The following is a 16978-nucleotide window of genomic DNA, read 5'->3' as shown; positions in this document are numbered from 1 at the left end:
TTTTAACACAGTTGTGTTATTTTTTATTTAATACAATCGTATTAAAAAGGATGTGGGTGAAATTGGTCGGTTTATTGATTGTGGCATGTGAAATTGGTTTTTGGCTGTTTATTCTTATGGGCTTAACACTGCGTTATGTGTTTAAACAGAAAAAATGGGGTGCTTTCTTCCTTGTCTGTACCCCGGTTTTAGATCTCATCCTTCTTGCGGCTACTTATATAGATTTAAAGCAAGGGGCTGTGGCGAGCGTCATTCACGGGCTTGCGGCTGTCTATATTGGTGTGAGTCTGGCCTTTGGACATCAAATGGTGAAATGGGCGGATGCTAAGTTTGCTTATCGTTTTGCAGGAGGCCCTAAGCCGAAGGGAAAACCAAAGTACGGGAAGGAGCGGTCTTTGTATGAAATGGTGGGCTGGACGCGTCATTTCATCTCTTATGTCATCGGAGCGGGGCTATTATATGGATTGACCTATCTCATCCAAGCACCAGAACGAACGGAATCTCTGATGCAGCTTGTCAGTGTGTGGGGGATGGTATTAACCATTGATTTCATCATTAGCATCAGCTACGTCATTTGGCCGAAAAAACACCCAGAAAATATAGCAGGCTGACAAAAAAGACAGGCGGATTTACTCCACCTGTCTTTTCTTATGATGACAGTCCTTTATAAATGGTGTCAATATTCCATTTCATCATCTTATAGTAGCTGTCCCCATCTTCACCTTCTTTGCCAATAGAATCCGTAAATACTTTCCCCTTAATCGGAACTCCGGTTTCCTCAGATAGGCTTTCAAGGCTGCGCTTATCTACACTTGTTTCAAGAAAAAGGGCAGGAACTTGATGGTCTTTGACAAAATGAATGATGCGCTTCATTTGTCCAGGTGTTCCTTCACTTTCTGTGTTGATCTCCCAAATGTAGCCGGCTTTCAGTCCATACGCGTTCGCAAAATATTTGAATGCCCCTTCGCTTGTGACAAGGAGTTTTTTGTCTTTTGGCAGTTGATCAAACTTGTCTTTTGCTTCATCGTGAAGCGTTTGAAGCTTTTTGATATAGGTTTCAGCATTTTTCTCGTAATCCTCTTTATGCTCAGGATCTGCTTGAATGAGCGCATCTCTGGCATTTTGCGCATAAAGAATCCCATTCTCGACATTCAGCCATGCGTGTGGGTCCTGCTGGCTTTCAAGCCCTTTTGAAGACAAATGCTTTACTTTGACGCCTTTACTCAGTTCGGCTACAGGTGCATCATCCCCGTCCTTGCCGCTCGATTCAAGCAGTTTTTGAAACCAGCCATTCCCTGTTTCAAGGTTCAAGCCATTAGATAGAACAAGGTCTGCATCCGTCGTATACTGAACATCCTTTGGCAGTGGGTCAAATTCATGTGGGTCTGTACCAATGGGAACAATGCTGTGAATAGAGACATGCTGTCCTCCTACTTCCTTCACAATGTCATAAAGAATGGAGTAGGTCGTGACAACTTTTAATGTACCGTCATCTTTTCCGGAACTCTTTTGCTGAGTAGAACAGCCTGCGATGACCAAAAGGGCAATACATACTGCGACCAAACGGATTGCTAATACCTTCTTCATATATGTCCTCCTTTTACATAGACGCTTCCTTTTTTAACTGTGTTCGTTTTCGCTTCGATTTTAAGGATCTCCACAATATCCCTTGTTTCGGTGAAAAGATAAAGGCACTGCCGAATAATATGGTCGCGACCAGCACAATGGAAGCACCAGACGACAAGTTATACGTAAAGCTGAGCCCAAGTCCTACGACGGCTGAAACTGCTCCAAAAAAAGCAGATAAATAAATCATGATCCATAGCCGGTCTGTCAGTAAATAAGCGGTGGCAGCTGGTGTAATAAGCATTGCAACAACAAGAATAATACCTACAGTTTGCAGGGATGCCACGGTCACTAAGGTCAATAAGGTCATGAGGAAATAATGGATCATGCGATTCGGTAAACCGTATACCGAAGAAATCACTGGATCAAATGAACTAATGAGCAGTTCTTTGTAGAAAACGATGACAGCCAGCAAAATGAAAATGCCGATGCCAAGCGTGATCCACATATCAGATGAACGAACGGCTAGTACGTTTCCAAACAAGATATGATATAAATCGCTGGAACTTTTTAAAAATGTAATCAAAATGATCCCAATGGAAAAAAAAGCAGTGAATACGATCCCGATGGCAGAATCATTTTTAATACGGCTGTTTTGACTGACATATCCGATGCCGATGGCTGTCAGTACACCGGTTAGAACCGCACCAAAGAAAAAGTTAATGCCGAGCATATAAGAGATGGCGACACCTGGAAGTACAGCGTGTGAAATCGCATCTCCCATCAAAGCCATTCCCCGTAAAATGATAAAGCAGCCAATGACGCCGCAGATGATCCCTACCATCACGGATGTAAATAACGCTTTTTGTAAAAACGCATATTCAAAAAGTCCGGTTAAGAATTCCATTACGCGTCTCCTCCTGCTGATTTTAAAAATGGTAGCTGTGTTTCGTATGCTTGGAGCATGACCTCAGGACGAAGAATATCATGTACAGGCCCTGCTTTGACCAGCTTTTTATTTAGAAGAACGAGATGGCTGAAGTAATCATCGGCTTTACTTAAGTCATGGTGGACGACCAGAATGGTTTTTCCTTCATCTCGTAATTCCTTCAAAATGCCGATCATCGTTTCTTCACTTGCCATATCAATTCCGACAAATGGTTCATCTAAACAAAAGAGCTGTGCGTTTTGAGCGAGTGCTCGTGCAAGGAAGACACGCTGCTGCTGACCGCCAGATAATTCCCCAATCTGTCTTTTGGCAAAGTCCTGCATCCCGACCTTTTCTAAGCAATGGTACGCATAGGCACGGTCTTCTTTTTTCGGTCGTTTGATCAATCCGAGCTTTGGGTATGTGCCAAGCAGTACGGTATCCAGCACATGGATAGGAAACGTCCAGTCTAGATCATTTCTTTGCGGTACATAGGCGATCTGTTTTCTCACTTGTTTAAAGGGTTGTTCAAAAAAACGAATATCCCCTTGATCCTTTTCAATTAAATCTAAACATGCTTTCAATAAAGTCGATTTACCAGCACCATTTGGACCAATGATTCCAGTCATCGTTCCTTCCTGTATGGAAAGAGAGACGTTTTCTAGTGCATCCTGTCCGTGGTATGAGACATACAGGCGGTCGATTGTTAAAGCATTTGACATCTCTTGCGGCCCCTTTCGATCATCAATTGCGTTTCCTAAAAATATATGCATACATTTAATAATTTTGACTAAAGGATGAAATGATTCTCTAACGCTAATTTGTTTCCTTAAGGAAACTTTTATCTTATTCTAATCGTATGTCCTTCTTTTGTAAAGAGAAATGCTGAAATATTCCCATCAAGCGATCGTTTTTATGTTATGCAACGAAGAGGGGACATGAGCATGGATTATTGAAAATTCACGTGACATCCTTGAATACGAAAAATCTCAAACATTTGCTTATAAATGATTGACAGTTTGTAAGAACTCCTCATATAATAAGGGTAATTCAATATATGAATATGTGCTCATATATAATATCTACAGCAGCTGATAGGTTTGATTGAATCAGGGAAGGCTACTTATATAGAAAAAGGTGAGAACATGAAAAAGATGAAGGATGAATACGTATTAAGCGGTCTCGATTGTGGAAACTGTGCACGTAAAATTGAAACAGGTGTCAGCAAACTCGAAGGAGTGGAAGCTTGCTCAATTAATTTTGCGACGGGTACATTAACTGTGACACATGCTGATGCACAAGAAACGATGTCAAAGCGTATTGAAAAAACCGTTCAGTCCATTGAACCTCATGTGAGTGTATCACCAAAAGAAGAAGGACATCACCACGATCACGATCATGGAACAAAGAATTTAAAAACGATTGTACTGAAATTAATTGGTGGTGCAGTCATTGGAACGGCGGCTTATTTTATACCTGACAATGGCTTACTGAAGTTCATCATGTTTTTCGCCGCGTATTTACTAGTTGGCGGAGATGTTGTCTTGAAAGCACTGAAAAATATTGTGCGCGGTCAAGTATTTGATGAGAACTTCTTAATGACCATAGCTACAGTTGGTGCTTTTGTGATTCAGCAGTATCCTGAGGCACTGGCAGTCATGCTGTTTTACCAAATTGGAGAACTGTTCCAAGGGGCAGCTGTGAATCGCTCTAGAAAATCAATTAGCGAATTAATGAATATCCGTCCAGAATACGCAAACCTCAAAGTGGGGCAAGAAACAAAAAAGGTAAAGCCGGAAGAAGTCAAAGCTGGTGACCGTATTGTCGTCAAACCAGGTGAAAAAATTCCTTTAGATGGACGCGTGATAGACGGTTATTCTCTTGTGGATACCTCTGCACTAACTGGGGAGTCTGTTCCAAGAGATGTGGAAGCAGGAAAAGATGTGCTTGCTGGATTTGTGAACCAAAACGGCATTCTTGAAATTGAAGTGCAAAAAGAGCTCAGTGAGTCAGCGGTTACGAAGATTTTGGATTTAGTGGAAAATGCAAGCAGCCGTAAAGCGCAGACAGAAAACTTTATCACAAAGTTCGCTAAATATTATACACCTGCTGTGGTCGTGCTAGCTTTATTGCTTGCCTTTGTACCACCGCTTCTCATCCCATCAGCTCAATTGTCTGATTGGGTGTACAGGGCACTTGTCTTCCTTGTCATTTCGTGTCCATGTGCTCTCGTTGTATCCATTCCATTAGGTTTCTTTGGCGGGATTGGTGCCGCATCAAAACGAGGTATTTTAGTGAAAGGCAGTAACTACTTAGAAGCTTTGAACTCTGTCCGCTATGCGGTGTTTGATAAAACAGGTACTTTGACAAAAGGGAACTTTACAGTCACTCATATCGAAGCAGCAAATGAGAAATGGTCAGAAGAGGAATTGCTTTCTTTTGCGGCACTGGCAGAAGCGCATTCTTCGCATCCGATTGCAGAATCGATTAAGGCGGCTTACGGAGCGTCTCTTGATGAGAGCCAGATCGAATCTTACGAGGATATTGCGGGTCATGGGATCAAAGCGACAATTCGCGGAGCCCGTGTATTGGCAGGTAACCATCGCCTTATGGAACGAGAGGGCATTGCTTTTGAAAAAGAAAAACGAAGCGGAACGGTTGTGTATTTAGCAATAGACGGTGAGTTTGCGGGATCTATCTTGATTGCAGATGAAGTAAAAGACGATGCAGTTGAAGCGATATCTTCTCTAAAAGCTGCGGGCATTCAAACCGTGATGCTTACAGGGGATGCTTCGCAAGTAGGAAATGCAGTCGCACAGCAGATCGGCATTGACGAAGTTCACACTGAATTATTGCCACAGGATAAAGTCGCCAAAATCGAAGACATGTATGAGAAAAAAGCATCTCAAGACAAATTATTGTTTGTTGGTGATGGCATAAACGATACGCCGGTTTTGGCAAGAGCGGATATAGGTATTGCCATGGGTGGACTTGGTTCAGATGCAGCAGTTGAAGCGGCTGATATTGTGATTATGACAGATCAGCCATCGAAGGTAGCGGAAGCCATTGCTGTTGCTAAAAGAACGAGAGCCATCGTATGGCAGAATATTGCGTTTGCTCTTGGGGTGAAGGCCGTCTTCCTCATACTTGGTGCATTCGGTATTGCAACGATGTGGGAAGCCGTCTTCTCGGATGTTGGTGTCACTGTACTGGCTGTTTTAAATGCGATGAGGGTCATGAAATAAAATTGTAAGGAAAAATTCATGAATAGCGTCTTTCATAATAGACCCCCTCTTGTTAAAATAGAAGAAGTTGGATAATGGCATTTTCCTGAGCTGTTATCCTTTTTCTTTGTGAAGGAATGAATGAAAAAGATAAGGTAGGTGCTTTTGTGAGTAAAAAAAATAATCAATCTTCATCCATCAAGTTTGCAGTTATATTAACCATCATTGCAGCTCTTCTCATCGGTATTTTCGTTGTGATCGGTAACAACAACAGCCAAGAAGCACAAACGGTCGACAGTAAGCCGTCTATTAAAGGACAGCCTGTCATGGGAGATCAAAAGGCAAAAGTGCAAGTTGTCGAGTTTGGGGATTACAAATGTCCATCATGTAAATCATTTGAGACTGACATTTTCCCAAAATTGAAAGCAGACTACATAGATAATGGCGATGTATCCTTCTCATTTATTAACTTACCACTGCCTGTTCATGGGGACGGTGCGGTATTAGCAGCACTGGCTTCTGAAGAAGTGTGGAAAGAAGATCCGAAAAACTTCTGGGCATTTCATGAAGCGGTCTACAACGCACAGCCAGATAGTGAAGCAGAATGGGTAACGCCAGCAAAGCTCACCGAATTGGCGAAGAAGACAACGAAAATTGATACGGACAAGCTGAAAGATAACCTATCAAAGAAAACATATCAGCCACAGCTTAACACAGATGATCAGCTGGTGAATCAATACAAAGTAAATGCAACACCAACTATTTTCATTAACAATAAACAAGTCCAAAACTTTTATGACTATGATGAAATCAAAGAATTAATTGATCAAGAGCTGAAAGGGAAAAAATCATGAAGAATAAACTGATTTACTTATACAGCGCTTGGATCGTCTCGATTGTGGCGACGATGAGCAGCCTGTATTTAAGCGAAGTAAAGAAGTTTATTCCATGTGATATGTGCTGGTTTCAGCGCATTTTCATGTATCCGCTTGTGCTTTTACTTGGAATTGCTACATTCCGTGGCGATGTCAAAGTGAAGTACTACGTTCTCCCTTTGGCCGGGATTGGTGCTTGCTTTTCCATCTATCATTATATGGAACAAAAGATTCCAGGCTTTGCATCGATTCGCCCTTGTCTAAGCGGTATTCCTTGTTCCGTTGATTATCTGAACTGGTTTGGTTTTATCACCATTCCACTCTTAGCTCTCATTGCATTTATTCTGATCATCATTAGTATGCTGCTTTTAAATGCAAAAGAAGATTGAGGAGATAGCCTGCTTAAAAGTAGGCTATTTTTTATTTTTGCAAAAAGATAAAATTTAAAGAAAATTTGTATTGCTTTTCATTTGTGTCAGATATACATTAAGGGGAGAGTGTTAGATGATCAGACAATGGTAAGGAGATAAGCGGAAAATGGCATGGGAAGTGTTAAGTATTATTGGCATTGTGGCATTCGCCATTAGTGGTGCGATTGTCGCAATGGAAGAAGAGTACGATATTCTTGGTGTGTACATTTTAGGGATTGTCACAGCATTTGGCGGTGGAGCGATTCGGAATCTATTAATTGGTCTTCCGGTGTCTGCTTTATGGTCGCAGGGCAAAATGTTTACCATTGCCCTTGTATCCATTACGATCGTGTTTCTATTTCCAAAGCTTTTGCTCAAGCACTGGAGCACGTGGGGGAATTTCTCGGATGCGATCGGTTTAGCAGCGTTTGCGATTCAAGGTGCATTATTTGCTGTACAAAGAGAGCTCCCGCTCAGTGCGGTCATTGTGGCAGCCATTTTGACTGGAAGCGGCGGCGGCATTGTGCGTGATTTATTAGCAGGACGAAAGCCACTTGTGCTAAAAGCAGAGATTTACGCAGTATGGGCAGCCCTTGGAGGCTTACTCGTGGGACTCGGCTTAGCGCAAGGAGAGCTTGCTTTATATCTGCTGTTTGTCATCCTCGTTATATGCAGGGTTTGTTCCTACTTATTCAAATGGCGGCTTCCCGCTAGGTCTTATTTTTTAAATAAAGGGTAAAACGAAAAGAGGGCGATGTGTCGCTCTTTTTTTTTATGTGATATTCGAGCTTGATGTCAGCAGGTCAAGCTGTTTTCGTGTAAAATAAAAGTAGGTTCTTTATTCATCATTGGAACAATACATGAGATGAAAATGTTGTCATTTGACTGAATATGTAGATTCAGTCTTTTTTTGCCTAGATGGATTGTTATGTGTTGGTTTCGCTTTTTGCGGGATACTAAAGAAACGCTCATGACCGAACGGATGGATCAGAAAGAAATGAACACATCTTTGCATGTAAGCAAAACATGACGGAAAAAATGAAATGGGAGGGACATGTACTAGTGGAGATATTTTTGGCAGTGCTCGTACTACTAGCACTCATTGCATCATCTAATATTATCAATCGTTTTCTGCCCTTTATTCCAGTTCCATTAATCCAAGTGGGGTTAGGGATATTGGTCGCAGCTTTTCCTTCAGGTTTACATATTTCTTTAAATCCTGAGCTATTCTTCGTTTTATTCATTGCACCGCTGTTATTTAATGATGGGAAGCGTACCCCAAGGGACGAGCTGTGGAAATTAAGAGCACCCATTCTTCTATTAGCTTTAGGGCTCGTATTTGCGACAGTTATTGTCGCAGGATATACCATCCATTGGATGATTCCAAGCATACCACTTCCAGCTGCATTTGCGCTTGCAGCGATTTTATCACCGACAGATGTGGTTGCTGTAAGTGCACTTTCCAGCCGTGTGAATATGCCGAAGGGGATCATGAGACTGCTGGAAGGCGAAGGGCTGATGAACGATGCGTCAGGACTTGTTGCTTTTAAATTTGCTATTGCAGCAACGGTTACTGGGGCATTTTCCATTGCAGAGGCATCTTTTAGCTTTGTTCTTATTGCTGCTGGCGGATTATTGACTGGATTTATTCTGTCGTTTTTTATCATTCGTTTTCGCTACTTTCTCCGCCGTTTAGGCATGGACGATGTCACAATGCACATCATCCTGCAAATCCTCACGCCGTTTGTGATTTATTTAGCAGCGGAAGAAATTGGCGTATCCGGCATTTTAGCCGTTGTTGCCGGTGGTGTGACACATGCCATCGAGCAAGACCGAATGGAAGCGAATTTAGCAAAACTGCAAATTGCTTCTTCAAACACGTGGAATATTATTTTATTTATTTTAAATGGCCTTGTTTTCGTTTTACTTGGGTTACAAATTCCTGATGTATCGACCGTCATTTTCCAAGATGAAGCCTTTAATAATATGCAGGTCATCAGTTACATTTTAATCATTACATTCTGTCTAATGATTCTCAGATTTCTATGGGTATGGCTGTTCTGGGCAGGAAACTGGAGTGTATCGAAAAAGAAGAACGCGAAAAAACCGAAGCTGCGTGCTTCCATGCTGATGACATTCTCTGGTGTTCGTGGTGCTGTTACATTAGCAGGTGCTTTCTCCATCCCATTTACGCTTGCAGACGGATCACCATTTCCTGAGCGTCATTTAATTATTTTCCTCGCAGCAGGCGTCATTTTATGTACACTCATTTTAGCGAGTGTGCTGCTGCCTATTTTATCGGAGAAAAAAGATAAGCAAGTGGATGTGGACTTAGATACAAAGATTCAGCACGCGAAACGGAAGCTGCTGAGAAGTGCCATTAAAACTCTAAAAGAAGGAATGAATGAAGACAATCGAGAAGTCTCCCTTGCACTCATCAATGATTACCGAATGAAGCTGAGAAATATTCAGCGGGAACCGTATCAGTTTGGTATGAGAAAACAAGAGAGAAAAATCAGACTACACGGCATTAAAGCAGAACAGATGAAACTTCAGCAGTTGATTGAGGAAGAGAAAATCGACAAAGAAGAAGCGTATGAGCTGCAAGAGAGATTTCATGAGCTGGAAATGCTCTATTCCAACTCCTTTAAAATTCGTTTCTCAAAAGTGAAGTTTCTGCGCTTACTACAATGGCTTCAACTATGGCGTCCGAATCAGCGTATTTCAAGCGGCATATTAGAAAACGAGGAATCGTATAAACAAATCCGTAAGAAAACGGCTGAAGCTGCGGTGGATTCTATTAAGCACCATATGACCGAAGACAATCAACAAACGTGTCATCAAGTCATTGGGTTTTACAATCAAGTGATATTCCGCTGTGAACATGGTCCTTCTTTCTTTCAGCAAAAGGATCGTACGTTTGACCGGAAGAAGAAAGAGCTTAACTTCCAAGCCGTACAGACGATTCGTAATGAAATCCAAACCTTATATGAAAATGGCGAAATCAATCGTGATATTGCCCATCATTTAAGGGAGTATATCAACGACATGGAAGCAGTCTTACTGACCAATACATGATGTTGTCATCTTCTCGCCTATGTTTTATGATGAAAAAAAGAGACGAGCAGGGGGAGAGGCAGGATGACATATTACGGAGCGATTGAAGCTGGGGGAACAAAGTTCTGTTGTGCCATTGGCAATGAACATGGTGATATCATAGAGGAATTGACCATTCCAACAGAGCACCCGGAAAAAACCATCCAATCACTTATTCCATTTTTTCAGCAACATGAAATTGCAGCATTAGGGGTTGGTTCCTTTGGACCGATTTGTGTCCAGAAAGACGATCCTTCTTACGGTTACATCATGAATACGCCGAAAGTTGAATGGAAACATTACCCGTTTATACCTGAGCTGGAGAAACAATTAGGCGTACCGGTGTCCTTTACGACAGATGTCAATGCCGCAGCATTAGGTGAACTGACAAAAGGGGCCGCCAAAGGGCTAAGCAGCTGTCTGTATATCACGGTCGGTACGGGGATTGGTGCCGGGGCTGTTGTGAAACATGAGCTTCTCCACGGTCACTCACATCCAGAAATGGGACACATCCTGGTCAGGCAGCATGAATCAGATCAGTTTGCAGGTGTCTGCCCAGCGCATGGTACTTGCTTAGAAGGACTGGCGGCAGGACCAGCTATTGAGGCAAGGTGGGGAAAGCCGGCTAAAGAGCTTACCGAAGAAGAAGCAGTTTGGTCTCTTGAAGCAGATTATTTAGCACAGGCATTAATGCAATACACGCTGATATTAAGCCCAGAGCGCATTATAATGGGTGGAGGCGTCATGAAGCAGAAACAGCTATTTCCGCTCATTCGAGAGAAGCTGGTTGCGTATGTCAATGATTATGTCGACATGCCACCGCTTGATACATACATTGTCTCTCCTGGACTTGAGGACAAGGCAGGTATGACAGGTGCTTTGCTACTAGCGATTGAAGCGAAGAGAAACGCCTGATAATAGAGTTTTCAAACGCAACATGAGATAATGAAAAAGATGGAATCTATGAAAAGGTGGTTGTTAACATGGTCAAAAGCTTGAATGATACCGTAACACTAAATAACGGAGTAGAAATGCCATGGTTTGGTTTAGGTGTATTCAAAGTGGAGGACGGCAACCAAGTGGTTGATGCCGTCAAAGCAGCCATACGAAACGGTTATCGCAGCATTGATACGGCTGCCGTTTATAAAAATGAGACAGGCGTAGGGAAAGCCATTAAAGAATCTGGCGTCAAAAGAGAAGAATTGTTCATTACGTCAAAAGTATGGAACACAGATCAAGGATATGACAAAGCACTCGCTGCATTCGATGCAAGCTTAAACCGGCTCGGTCTTGATTACTTAGACCTCTATTTGATTCATTGGCCTGGACCAAATGCAGACACGTTTAAAGAGACATGGCGTGCGCTTGAGAAGCTTTATAAAGATGGAAAAGTAAGAGCGATTGGTGTCAGCAACTTCTACGTGCAGCATTTAGAAGAGCTGTTAAAAGATGCGGAGGTTGTTCCAGCGGTGAACCAAGTGGAGTTTCATCCAAAACTGACACTTGTCGAATTACGACAATATGCGAAAGAAAAAGGCATTCAAATTGAAGCATGGTCTCCGCTGATGCAAGGGAAGCTTTTGGATCATGACGTATTAAAGGAAATTGCAGCACAATACAACAAATCTGTGGCTCAAGTGATCTTGCGTTGGGATCTGCAAATCGGCGTTGTCACAATTCCAAAATCAATCAATGAAGAGCGCATTAAACAAAATGCCGACATTTTTGACTTCGAGCTTTCACAAGAAGACATGGAAAAAATCAATGCACTTAATAATAACGAACGTGTCGGGTCTAATCCAGAAACGATGACGGTTGGGTTTGAATAAATAAAAAATCCCCTTAGCGTGTAGACAAACCCTCGCATATTTTGTCAGTGAGTACTGGTGCTTCCTAGACTAGCAAAGGTTTTCTATCACGCTGAAAAAAGACAAAGGGCTAAAATCAAGTTCATTTTAGCCCTTTGTCAACAATCTGAATCCCTTTCTCTTTTTGAGAAGGGGATTTTTTAATTCCTGCTTCGGCGAACAGCCAACAGCATGAGGAAAGACAGGATCACAATACAAATGGTCCAAGCCCACGCAAGTTCCATTCGTCCAGAATCAATCGCCACATAGATGGCTGTTGGGAGGGTTTGCGTTTTCCCAGGAATGTTGCCGGCGAACATTAAAGTCGCTCCAAATTCTCCTAAGGCCCTTGCAAAACTTAGAACCGCACCAGAGAGAAGAGATGGCAGTGCGAGTGGGACGGTAATATAGGCAAAGACCTGGAAAGAATGCGCACCATCAACTTTTGCAGCACCTTCAATGTCTGACTCAATCGTAGAAAAACCAGCTTTCGCTGATTGATACATGAGCGGGAATGCGACAACCGTCGATGCAATGACCGCTGCCCAATAAGTGAAGATGACAGGCTGATGGAAGATCCATTCAATGGCTTGTCCAATCACACTGTGCTTCCCGAACACGACGAGCAGCAGAAATCCTACGACCGTTGGCGGCAGGACAAGCGGCATCATGAGGAGCGTTTCCACGATCATTTTTCCTTTGAAAGATGTACGCGCCATCCAAAAACCAATGGACGTTCCTAAAACGACAGCCAATAACCCGCTGAAAGCAGCCACTTGTACGGACAGCCAGATAGGTGAAAGAAAATCTTCGGTCAGCATCGGCATTATTTCACTTGAAAGCCGTACTTTTTAAAAATCGCTGCGGCTGGATCTGATTGGAGATATTGAAAAAATGCTTTCGCTTCCTTCATATGTTCAGTCTGTTTGACAATGCCAACTGGATAAATGATGGGGGAATGCATGTCCTGATTTGCCTCATCTACTATCTTTACTTTGCGAGAAACGAGCGCGTCCGTCTTATACACGACTCCAGCTTCCACATTTCCTGTTTCGACATAGTTTAATACTTGACGAACATCCTTGCCATAGACAGCGTTCTGTTTCACTTGGACCCATATATTCAGTTTTGTGAAAATCTCTTTTGCATATGTACCAGCAGGAACAGATTCAGGTGTGCCAAGCGCTATCTTTCCTTTTATGTGCTGAACATCGCGGAAGGTTTTGATAGAAGAGGAACCTTCTTTTGGCACGATGAGAACAAGCTCATTTTGTATGGCATCCTTTGTATGATCCTGATCGATGTCGCCAGATTGAACAAGGTCATCAAAAGGCTCTTCAGCTGCTGAGAAGAAGAGATCCGCTTTTGCTCCTTGAGCGATTTGCTGCTTCAATGCGCCGGATGACCCGAAATTATTCGTGAGTGTCACGTTTGGATGAGCATCTTCATAGGCAGATTCAATCTCTTTCAAAGCATCCTGCAGGCTTGCCGCCGCTGAAATCACAAGTTCTGTCTTTTTGCTTTGATCTGGTGACGTCGACTCCGTTTGACACCCAGTCAGGAGCAAACAGATGGCGACGAAGGTTAAGAATAAATATTTCATGATCACACCTCTTTATCATTCAACATCATGTGTATCCTTTATTATAATCAAACTTATTTGACCATTCATAGGCTTTCAGGAAAAGAGAAAAGAAAAAGCCGCCAGAGGGCAGCTTTTAATGCTGATAAAAACGTAGTAAGTTCCCGTTGATCACTTTATCTGATAGAGACAGCTCTTTATTGGTTTTTTCTATATAGGGCTGGCATACTTCATCTTCTTCAACAGGTTGTTTTGTTTTTTGATCATAGCACGTGTTCTTTGTATAAAGATAATCATCCGTAATAAAGTTTCCATTTCTCAGCACAGCGAACGGTGTACGCTCATTGGAGAAAAGGTCATTTCCAAATTGAATAGAATCTTTTGATTCAATGCCGAGTAAATGAAGAAGTGTCGGTTTGACATCCATTTGACCGGCTGTTTCAGAAATGGTTTGAGGGGCCTCGTCTGTCACCCCAGGAATGTAAATCAAAAAAGGGACCCGCTGCAGTTTAACCGCATCAAACGGTGTGATTTCATCCTGCTTCAGCAGCTCTGCCATTGCCTCATGATGTGCTTCTGAAATGCCATAGTGGTCTCCCATCAGGACAAACATTGTATTTTCATATAGTCCTTCTTCTTTCATTCGTTCAAAGAACCTTTTGATGGCTTCATCTTGATAGCGAACGGTGGTCACATAGCGGTTTAAAATGGTGCTAGTCGAATCGTATTCATCAATGAACTGATCCTTTGGATCAATTTCAAATGGGAAGTGATTGGTTAAGGTAATAAACGTGCTGTAATAAGGCGTTTTCAGCTTTTTTAAATAATCGATGGATTGGTCAAAAAAGTCGATATCCTTTAAGCCCCAGCCAGTCGAATTCTGTTCATTGACATCAAATGAATCGACATCATAAAAGCGGTCAATCCCAAGAGATTCATACATCACATCACGATTCCAGAACGTTTTATTATTCGCATGAAATTGGACGGATTGATAATTCTCTTTTTTCAATTGCTTGTACAGTGTGTCATATTCGTTGTCACTCGCTGTGAAAAAGACAGCGCCACTGCTAGATGGATAGAGGGAGTTTGCGACGATAAACTCTGAGTCCGACGTTTTGCCTTGCTCTGTCTGCTGATAAAATTCATCGAAATAGAAGCTTTTTTTGGCAAGTTGATTTAAAAATGGTGTGATGTATTGTCCATTCACCTTTTGATTCATGACAAATTGCTGCGTTGATTCAAGTGAAATGAACACGACATTTTTGCCTTTAGCAAGTCCAAAGTAGTCTTCATTTGGTGCACTGTAATCAGCTTTTGTGTAGTTTGCCACTGTTGAAAGTGTATCTTCGTCAGCAAAGGCTTTTTGACCAATACGTGCTGTTTGAGCGGCACCGTCATACAAATGGAATTGAAACAGCCCAAGGTTGCGTACAATGACTTCTCGATCATACGAGCTTGTCAAAAATCGAGGGTGGTCCATCAAAGCTGAGCTGACATGGAACAATAGCAAGCTGCAGCAAACCACATAGTATGTTTTGATCGTCTTAAAAGACGCTTTTGGTGATAGCGGTTTCCGTTTTAAGAGCCATGCCAGCACCACAAAATCAATCAGCATGAGTATAAATAGCGGATGAAACAATTCAGTCATACTGCTGCCCATATCTCCCATGTTCTTTGCTTGAAATAAGACAGGAATGGTAATGAAATCAATATAAAAACCGTAAAAGATCGTATTCGATATCAAAATGGCTGTCAAAATAAAATTTGTGGTCAATAAAAAGACCTTTTGTTTCGTTTCATTTAAGAAAAGAGCAATCCCAAACAAAGGGAGCAAAAAGCTAAGTGGATTAATCAAAAGCAGCCATTCGTGAAACAGATTGGCCGTTCGTATATGAAATCCGAATTGATAAATGATATATGTTTTCATCCACATAAAGAGGATGGAGTACACTAAAAACCAGTGATTTTTGAAAAACGCTTTCATTTATGTAACTCCTCACCATTCTGTATTCAGCTGCAAGGCAAAAACACTTATCTTAAAACTACTAAAAAAATGAGGAATGATCAATTCATATCCTGCTTTTTTGCAAAACTCTTTTTTCTTTTTCTAAAACGGCAATGGGATGGATATTCCGCAAATGACAGCCATGTGATAGCAGGTGACAATGGTCAGAGCAGCTAGTACGACTTGTTCTCCTGTGCTGCCTGTTTTGACATAAAAGGGGAGACGTACTTTCATGGTTGCAGGGAACAAAAATTTAATACCGTTCACTGTGCCTGCATCAAGGATGAGGTGGCTTGCCATCCCAACTAGTAACCCGGTACTGAGGCTGTCATTTGGAATGTATGTTGTCGCAATAAAATAAATGATCAGCAGAAATAATAAACTATGTGTAAAGGTGCGGTGCCCGAACACACTACTGATCAGTGTGGAAAGGAGCGGGAATTTCCTGCCGATTTTGCTTTTCGTATGACATAGATCTGGGATGAGGGCACCTACTGATCCTGCAGCAGCCATCGTCACTGGTTCGAATCCGTAATAATAGGCGACGGCTGTGGAGGCGGCAATTCCGCCCATAATATGTGTTTTTCCTGTCATGATGCGTACTCCTGTTCTGTTTTTTGTTCAAGTACTCACTATATCAAGGGTGAATCCATTCAGCAAGGCTTATTTCTAAAGAAAAATGGGATAAAATAGTTGGCTGTTTGGAAAAACATTCTATAATAAGAAGGAAGTCATGTTGACACTAACGATAAGGATGCGATTCGGATGAGTAATGCAGACATTTTAAAAGAAATTGTTCTTGTACATTATGAAGTCAGCCGTAAATTAAACCGCAAGTTACTTGAGTTAGAAAAAGACATCACGCCTCCACAGATATATGCTCTTTCTATATTGATACAAGGAAAAGTATCACATGCTGAAGAGCTCAAACAAAGACTCTCTCTCAACCCAGGTGCCGCTTCCATTGCCCTCAATAAATTATGTGAGCAAGGCTACATTCAGAGAGAGAGGGACAAGGATGATCATTCCCTTGTCCGGCTAGAAGCCACGGAAAAAGGGCTGGCTATTTACGAAAAGCATACACGTCTTTTTGGAAAGGTGATTCAGCATATGATGTCAGACTTCACAGAGGAAGACTTAAAAACCTTTCTAACGTATTTGCAAAAAATGAGACAGACCTTTCACGATGAATGAACCGCTCCTCTTTGTATAATGCTGAGCGCTGTAGCACAAATTAAACAGGCAAAGTCATTTTATGAAAAGGGGGGAAATAGCGATGTCATTTTTCCAAAAGGATAAAAAGGCGAAAAGCGAGAAAGACCATCAGCAGGTAGATCAGCTGTTAGAAGAAGCAAGTAAAGAACTAGCTGGCGATCCGCTTCAAGAAGCTGTCCAAAAGAAGAAAAACAACCATCAATAAGCTGACAAAAAGGCGGAGAATC

The 16978-nt window shown here is 41.9% G+C and carries 17 protein-coding genes; 10 read left to right on the top strand and 7 right to left on the bottom strand.

Annotated features, from left to right (window positions below; genetic code table 11):
* The first annotated feature begins 62 nt into the window (after positions 1–62).
* On the top strand, positions 63–611 hold the full coding sequence (locus tag NST01_RS15550; protein WP_047945414.1) for a hypothetical protein: 549 nt from the start codon (positions 63–65) through the stop codon (positions 609–611).
* 37 nt (positions 612–648) lie between these two features.
* Here the strand turns inward: NST01_RS15550 and NST01_RS15545 are convergent, their stop codons facing one another.
* Genes NST01_RS15545 through NST01_RS15535 form a run of 3 tightly spaced genes read right to left on the bottom strand, consistent with a single transcriptional unit; the run spans position 649 to position 3216 of the window.
* Positions 649–1587, bottom strand: a complete 939-nt coding sequence (locus NST01_RS15545; protein ID WP_326115043.1) for a metal ABC transporter substrate-binding protein — start codon at positions 1585–1587, stop codon at positions 649–651.
* A 13-nt stretch (positions 1588–1600) separates the two neighbouring features.
* Positions 1601–2473 (bottom strand): metal ABC transporter permease, encoded by an 873-nt coding sequence (locus tag NST01_RS15540; RefSeq protein ID WP_007500236.1) that lies wholly within the window; start codon positions 2471–2473, stop codon positions 1601–1603.
* Positions 2473–3216: a metal ABC transporter ATP-binding protein gene (locus tag NST01_RS15535; RefSeq protein ID WP_008347622.1), complete on the bottom strand. Its 744-nt coding sequence runs from the start codon at positions 3214–3216 to the stop codon at positions 2473–2475. The genes NST01_RS15540 and NST01_RS15535 overlap by 1 nt, the downstream gene beginning before the upstream one ends.
* Positions 3217–3639: 423 nt before the next feature.
* Here NST01_RS15535 and NST01_RS15530 point away from each other — a divergent pair, with 423 nt between their 5' ends.
* The 7 genes from NST01_RS15530 to NST01_RS15500 all read left to right on the top strand — a co-directional run bounded on the left by NST01_RS15530 (position 3640) and on the right by NST01_RS15500 (position 11928).
* Positions 3640–5739, top strand: coding sequence for a heavy metal translocating P-type ATPase (locus NST01_RS15530; RefSeq protein ID WP_052320428.1), 2100 nt, complete (start codon positions 3640–3642; stop codon positions 5737–5739).
* Positions 5740–5885: 146 nt separating this feature from the next.
* Complete coding sequence (locus tag NST01_RS15525) at positions 5886–6572, top strand: DsbA family protein (protein WP_017359241.1); 687 nt, start codon at positions 5886–5888, stop codon at positions 6570–6572.
* Entirely contained in the window at positions 6569–6982 is a 414-nt protein-coding gene (locus tag NST01_RS15520) for a disulfide oxidoreductase (RefSeq protein ID WP_007500241.1), read from the top strand. Before NST01_RS15525 ends, NST01_RS15520 begins: the two co-directional genes overlap by 4 nt.
* 148 nt (positions 6983–7130) lie before the next feature.
* A complete protein-coding gene (locus NST01_RS15515) occupies positions 7131–7742 on the top strand; it encodes a trimeric intracellular cation channel family protein (RefSeq protein ID WP_007500242.1) in 612 nt (203 codons plus the stop codon).
* A gap of 323 nt (positions 7743–8065) precedes the next feature.
* Positions 8066–10081: a Na+/H+ antiporter gene (locus NST01_RS15510; protein ID WP_017359242.1), complete on the top strand. Its 2016-nt coding sequence runs from the start codon at positions 8066–8068 to the stop codon at positions 10079–10081.
* A 63-nt stretch (positions 10082–10144) separates the two neighbouring features.
* Positions 10145–11014 carry an ROK family protein gene (locus NST01_RS15505; RefSeq protein WP_341042093.1) on the top strand — a complete coding sequence of 290 codons (870 nt, stop codon included), beginning with the start codon at positions 10145–10147 and terminating at the stop codon, positions 11012–11014.
* Between the two features lie 68 nt (positions 11015–11082).
* Entirely contained in the window at positions 11083–11928 is an 846-nt protein-coding gene (locus NST01_RS15500) for an aldo/keto reductase (protein ID WP_341042091.1), read from the top strand.
* A 179-nt stretch (positions 11929–12107) separates the two neighbouring features.
* Here the strand turns inward: NST01_RS15500 and modB are convergent, their stop codons facing one another.
* From modB to NST01_RS15480, 4 genes are all read right to left on the bottom strand, one after another.
* Positions 12108–12773: a molybdate ABC transporter permease subunit gene (modB, locus tag NST01_RS15495; RefSeq protein ID WP_058213607.1), complete on the bottom strand. Its 666-nt coding sequence runs from the start codon at positions 12771–12773 to the stop codon at positions 12108–12110.
* Positions 12773–13549, bottom strand: a complete 777-nt coding sequence (gene modA / locus NST01_RS15490; RefSeq protein ID WP_341042090.1) for a molybdate ABC transporter substrate-binding protein — start codon at positions 13547–13549, stop codon at positions 12773–12775. Before modA ends, modB begins: the two co-directional genes overlap by 1 nt.
* A 115-nt stretch (positions 13550–13664) precedes the next feature.
* Positions 13665–15515, bottom strand: coding sequence for an LTA synthase family protein (locus NST01_RS15485; RefSeq protein WP_116306210.1), 1851 nt, complete (start codon positions 15513–15515; stop codon positions 13665–13667).
* A 123-nt stretch (positions 15516–15638) separates the two neighbouring features.
* Positions 15639–16130, bottom strand: coding sequence for a metal-dependent hydrolase (locus NST01_RS15480; RefSeq protein ID WP_341042087.1), 492 nt, complete (start codon positions 16128–16130; stop codon positions 15639–15641).
* Between the two features lie 171 nt (positions 16131–16301).
* Here NST01_RS15480 and NST01_RS15475 point away from each other — a divergent pair, with 171 nt between their 5' ends.
* Together NST01_RS15475 and sspJ are read left to right on the top strand one after the other, a co-directional pair.
* Complete coding sequence (locus tag NST01_RS15475; protein ID WP_007500254.1) at positions 16302–16730, top strand: MarR family winged helix-turn-helix transcriptional regulator; 429 nt, start codon at positions 16302–16304, stop codon at positions 16728–16730.
* A gap of 82 nt (positions 16731–16812) precedes the next feature.
* The gene (sspJ, locus tag NST01_RS15470; RefSeq protein ID WP_008347117.1) at positions 16813–16956 is read left to right on the top strand and encodes a small acid-soluble spore protein SspJ; all 144 of its coding nucleotides are present in this window, start codon (positions 16813–16815) and stop codon (positions 16954–16956) included.
* Positions 16957–16978 lie beyond the last annotated feature (22 nt).

Origin of the sequence: Bacillus sp. FSL R7-0166, assembly GCF_038008935.1 — a bacterium.
In the GTDB taxonomy this organism is placed as follows: domain Bacteria; phylum Bacillota; class Bacilli; order Bacillales; family Bacillaceae; genus Bacillus; species Bacillus altitudinis.
Note: the sequence above shows the minus strand (reverse complement) of the source record. Positions and strands in the feature narration are given on the sequence as shown.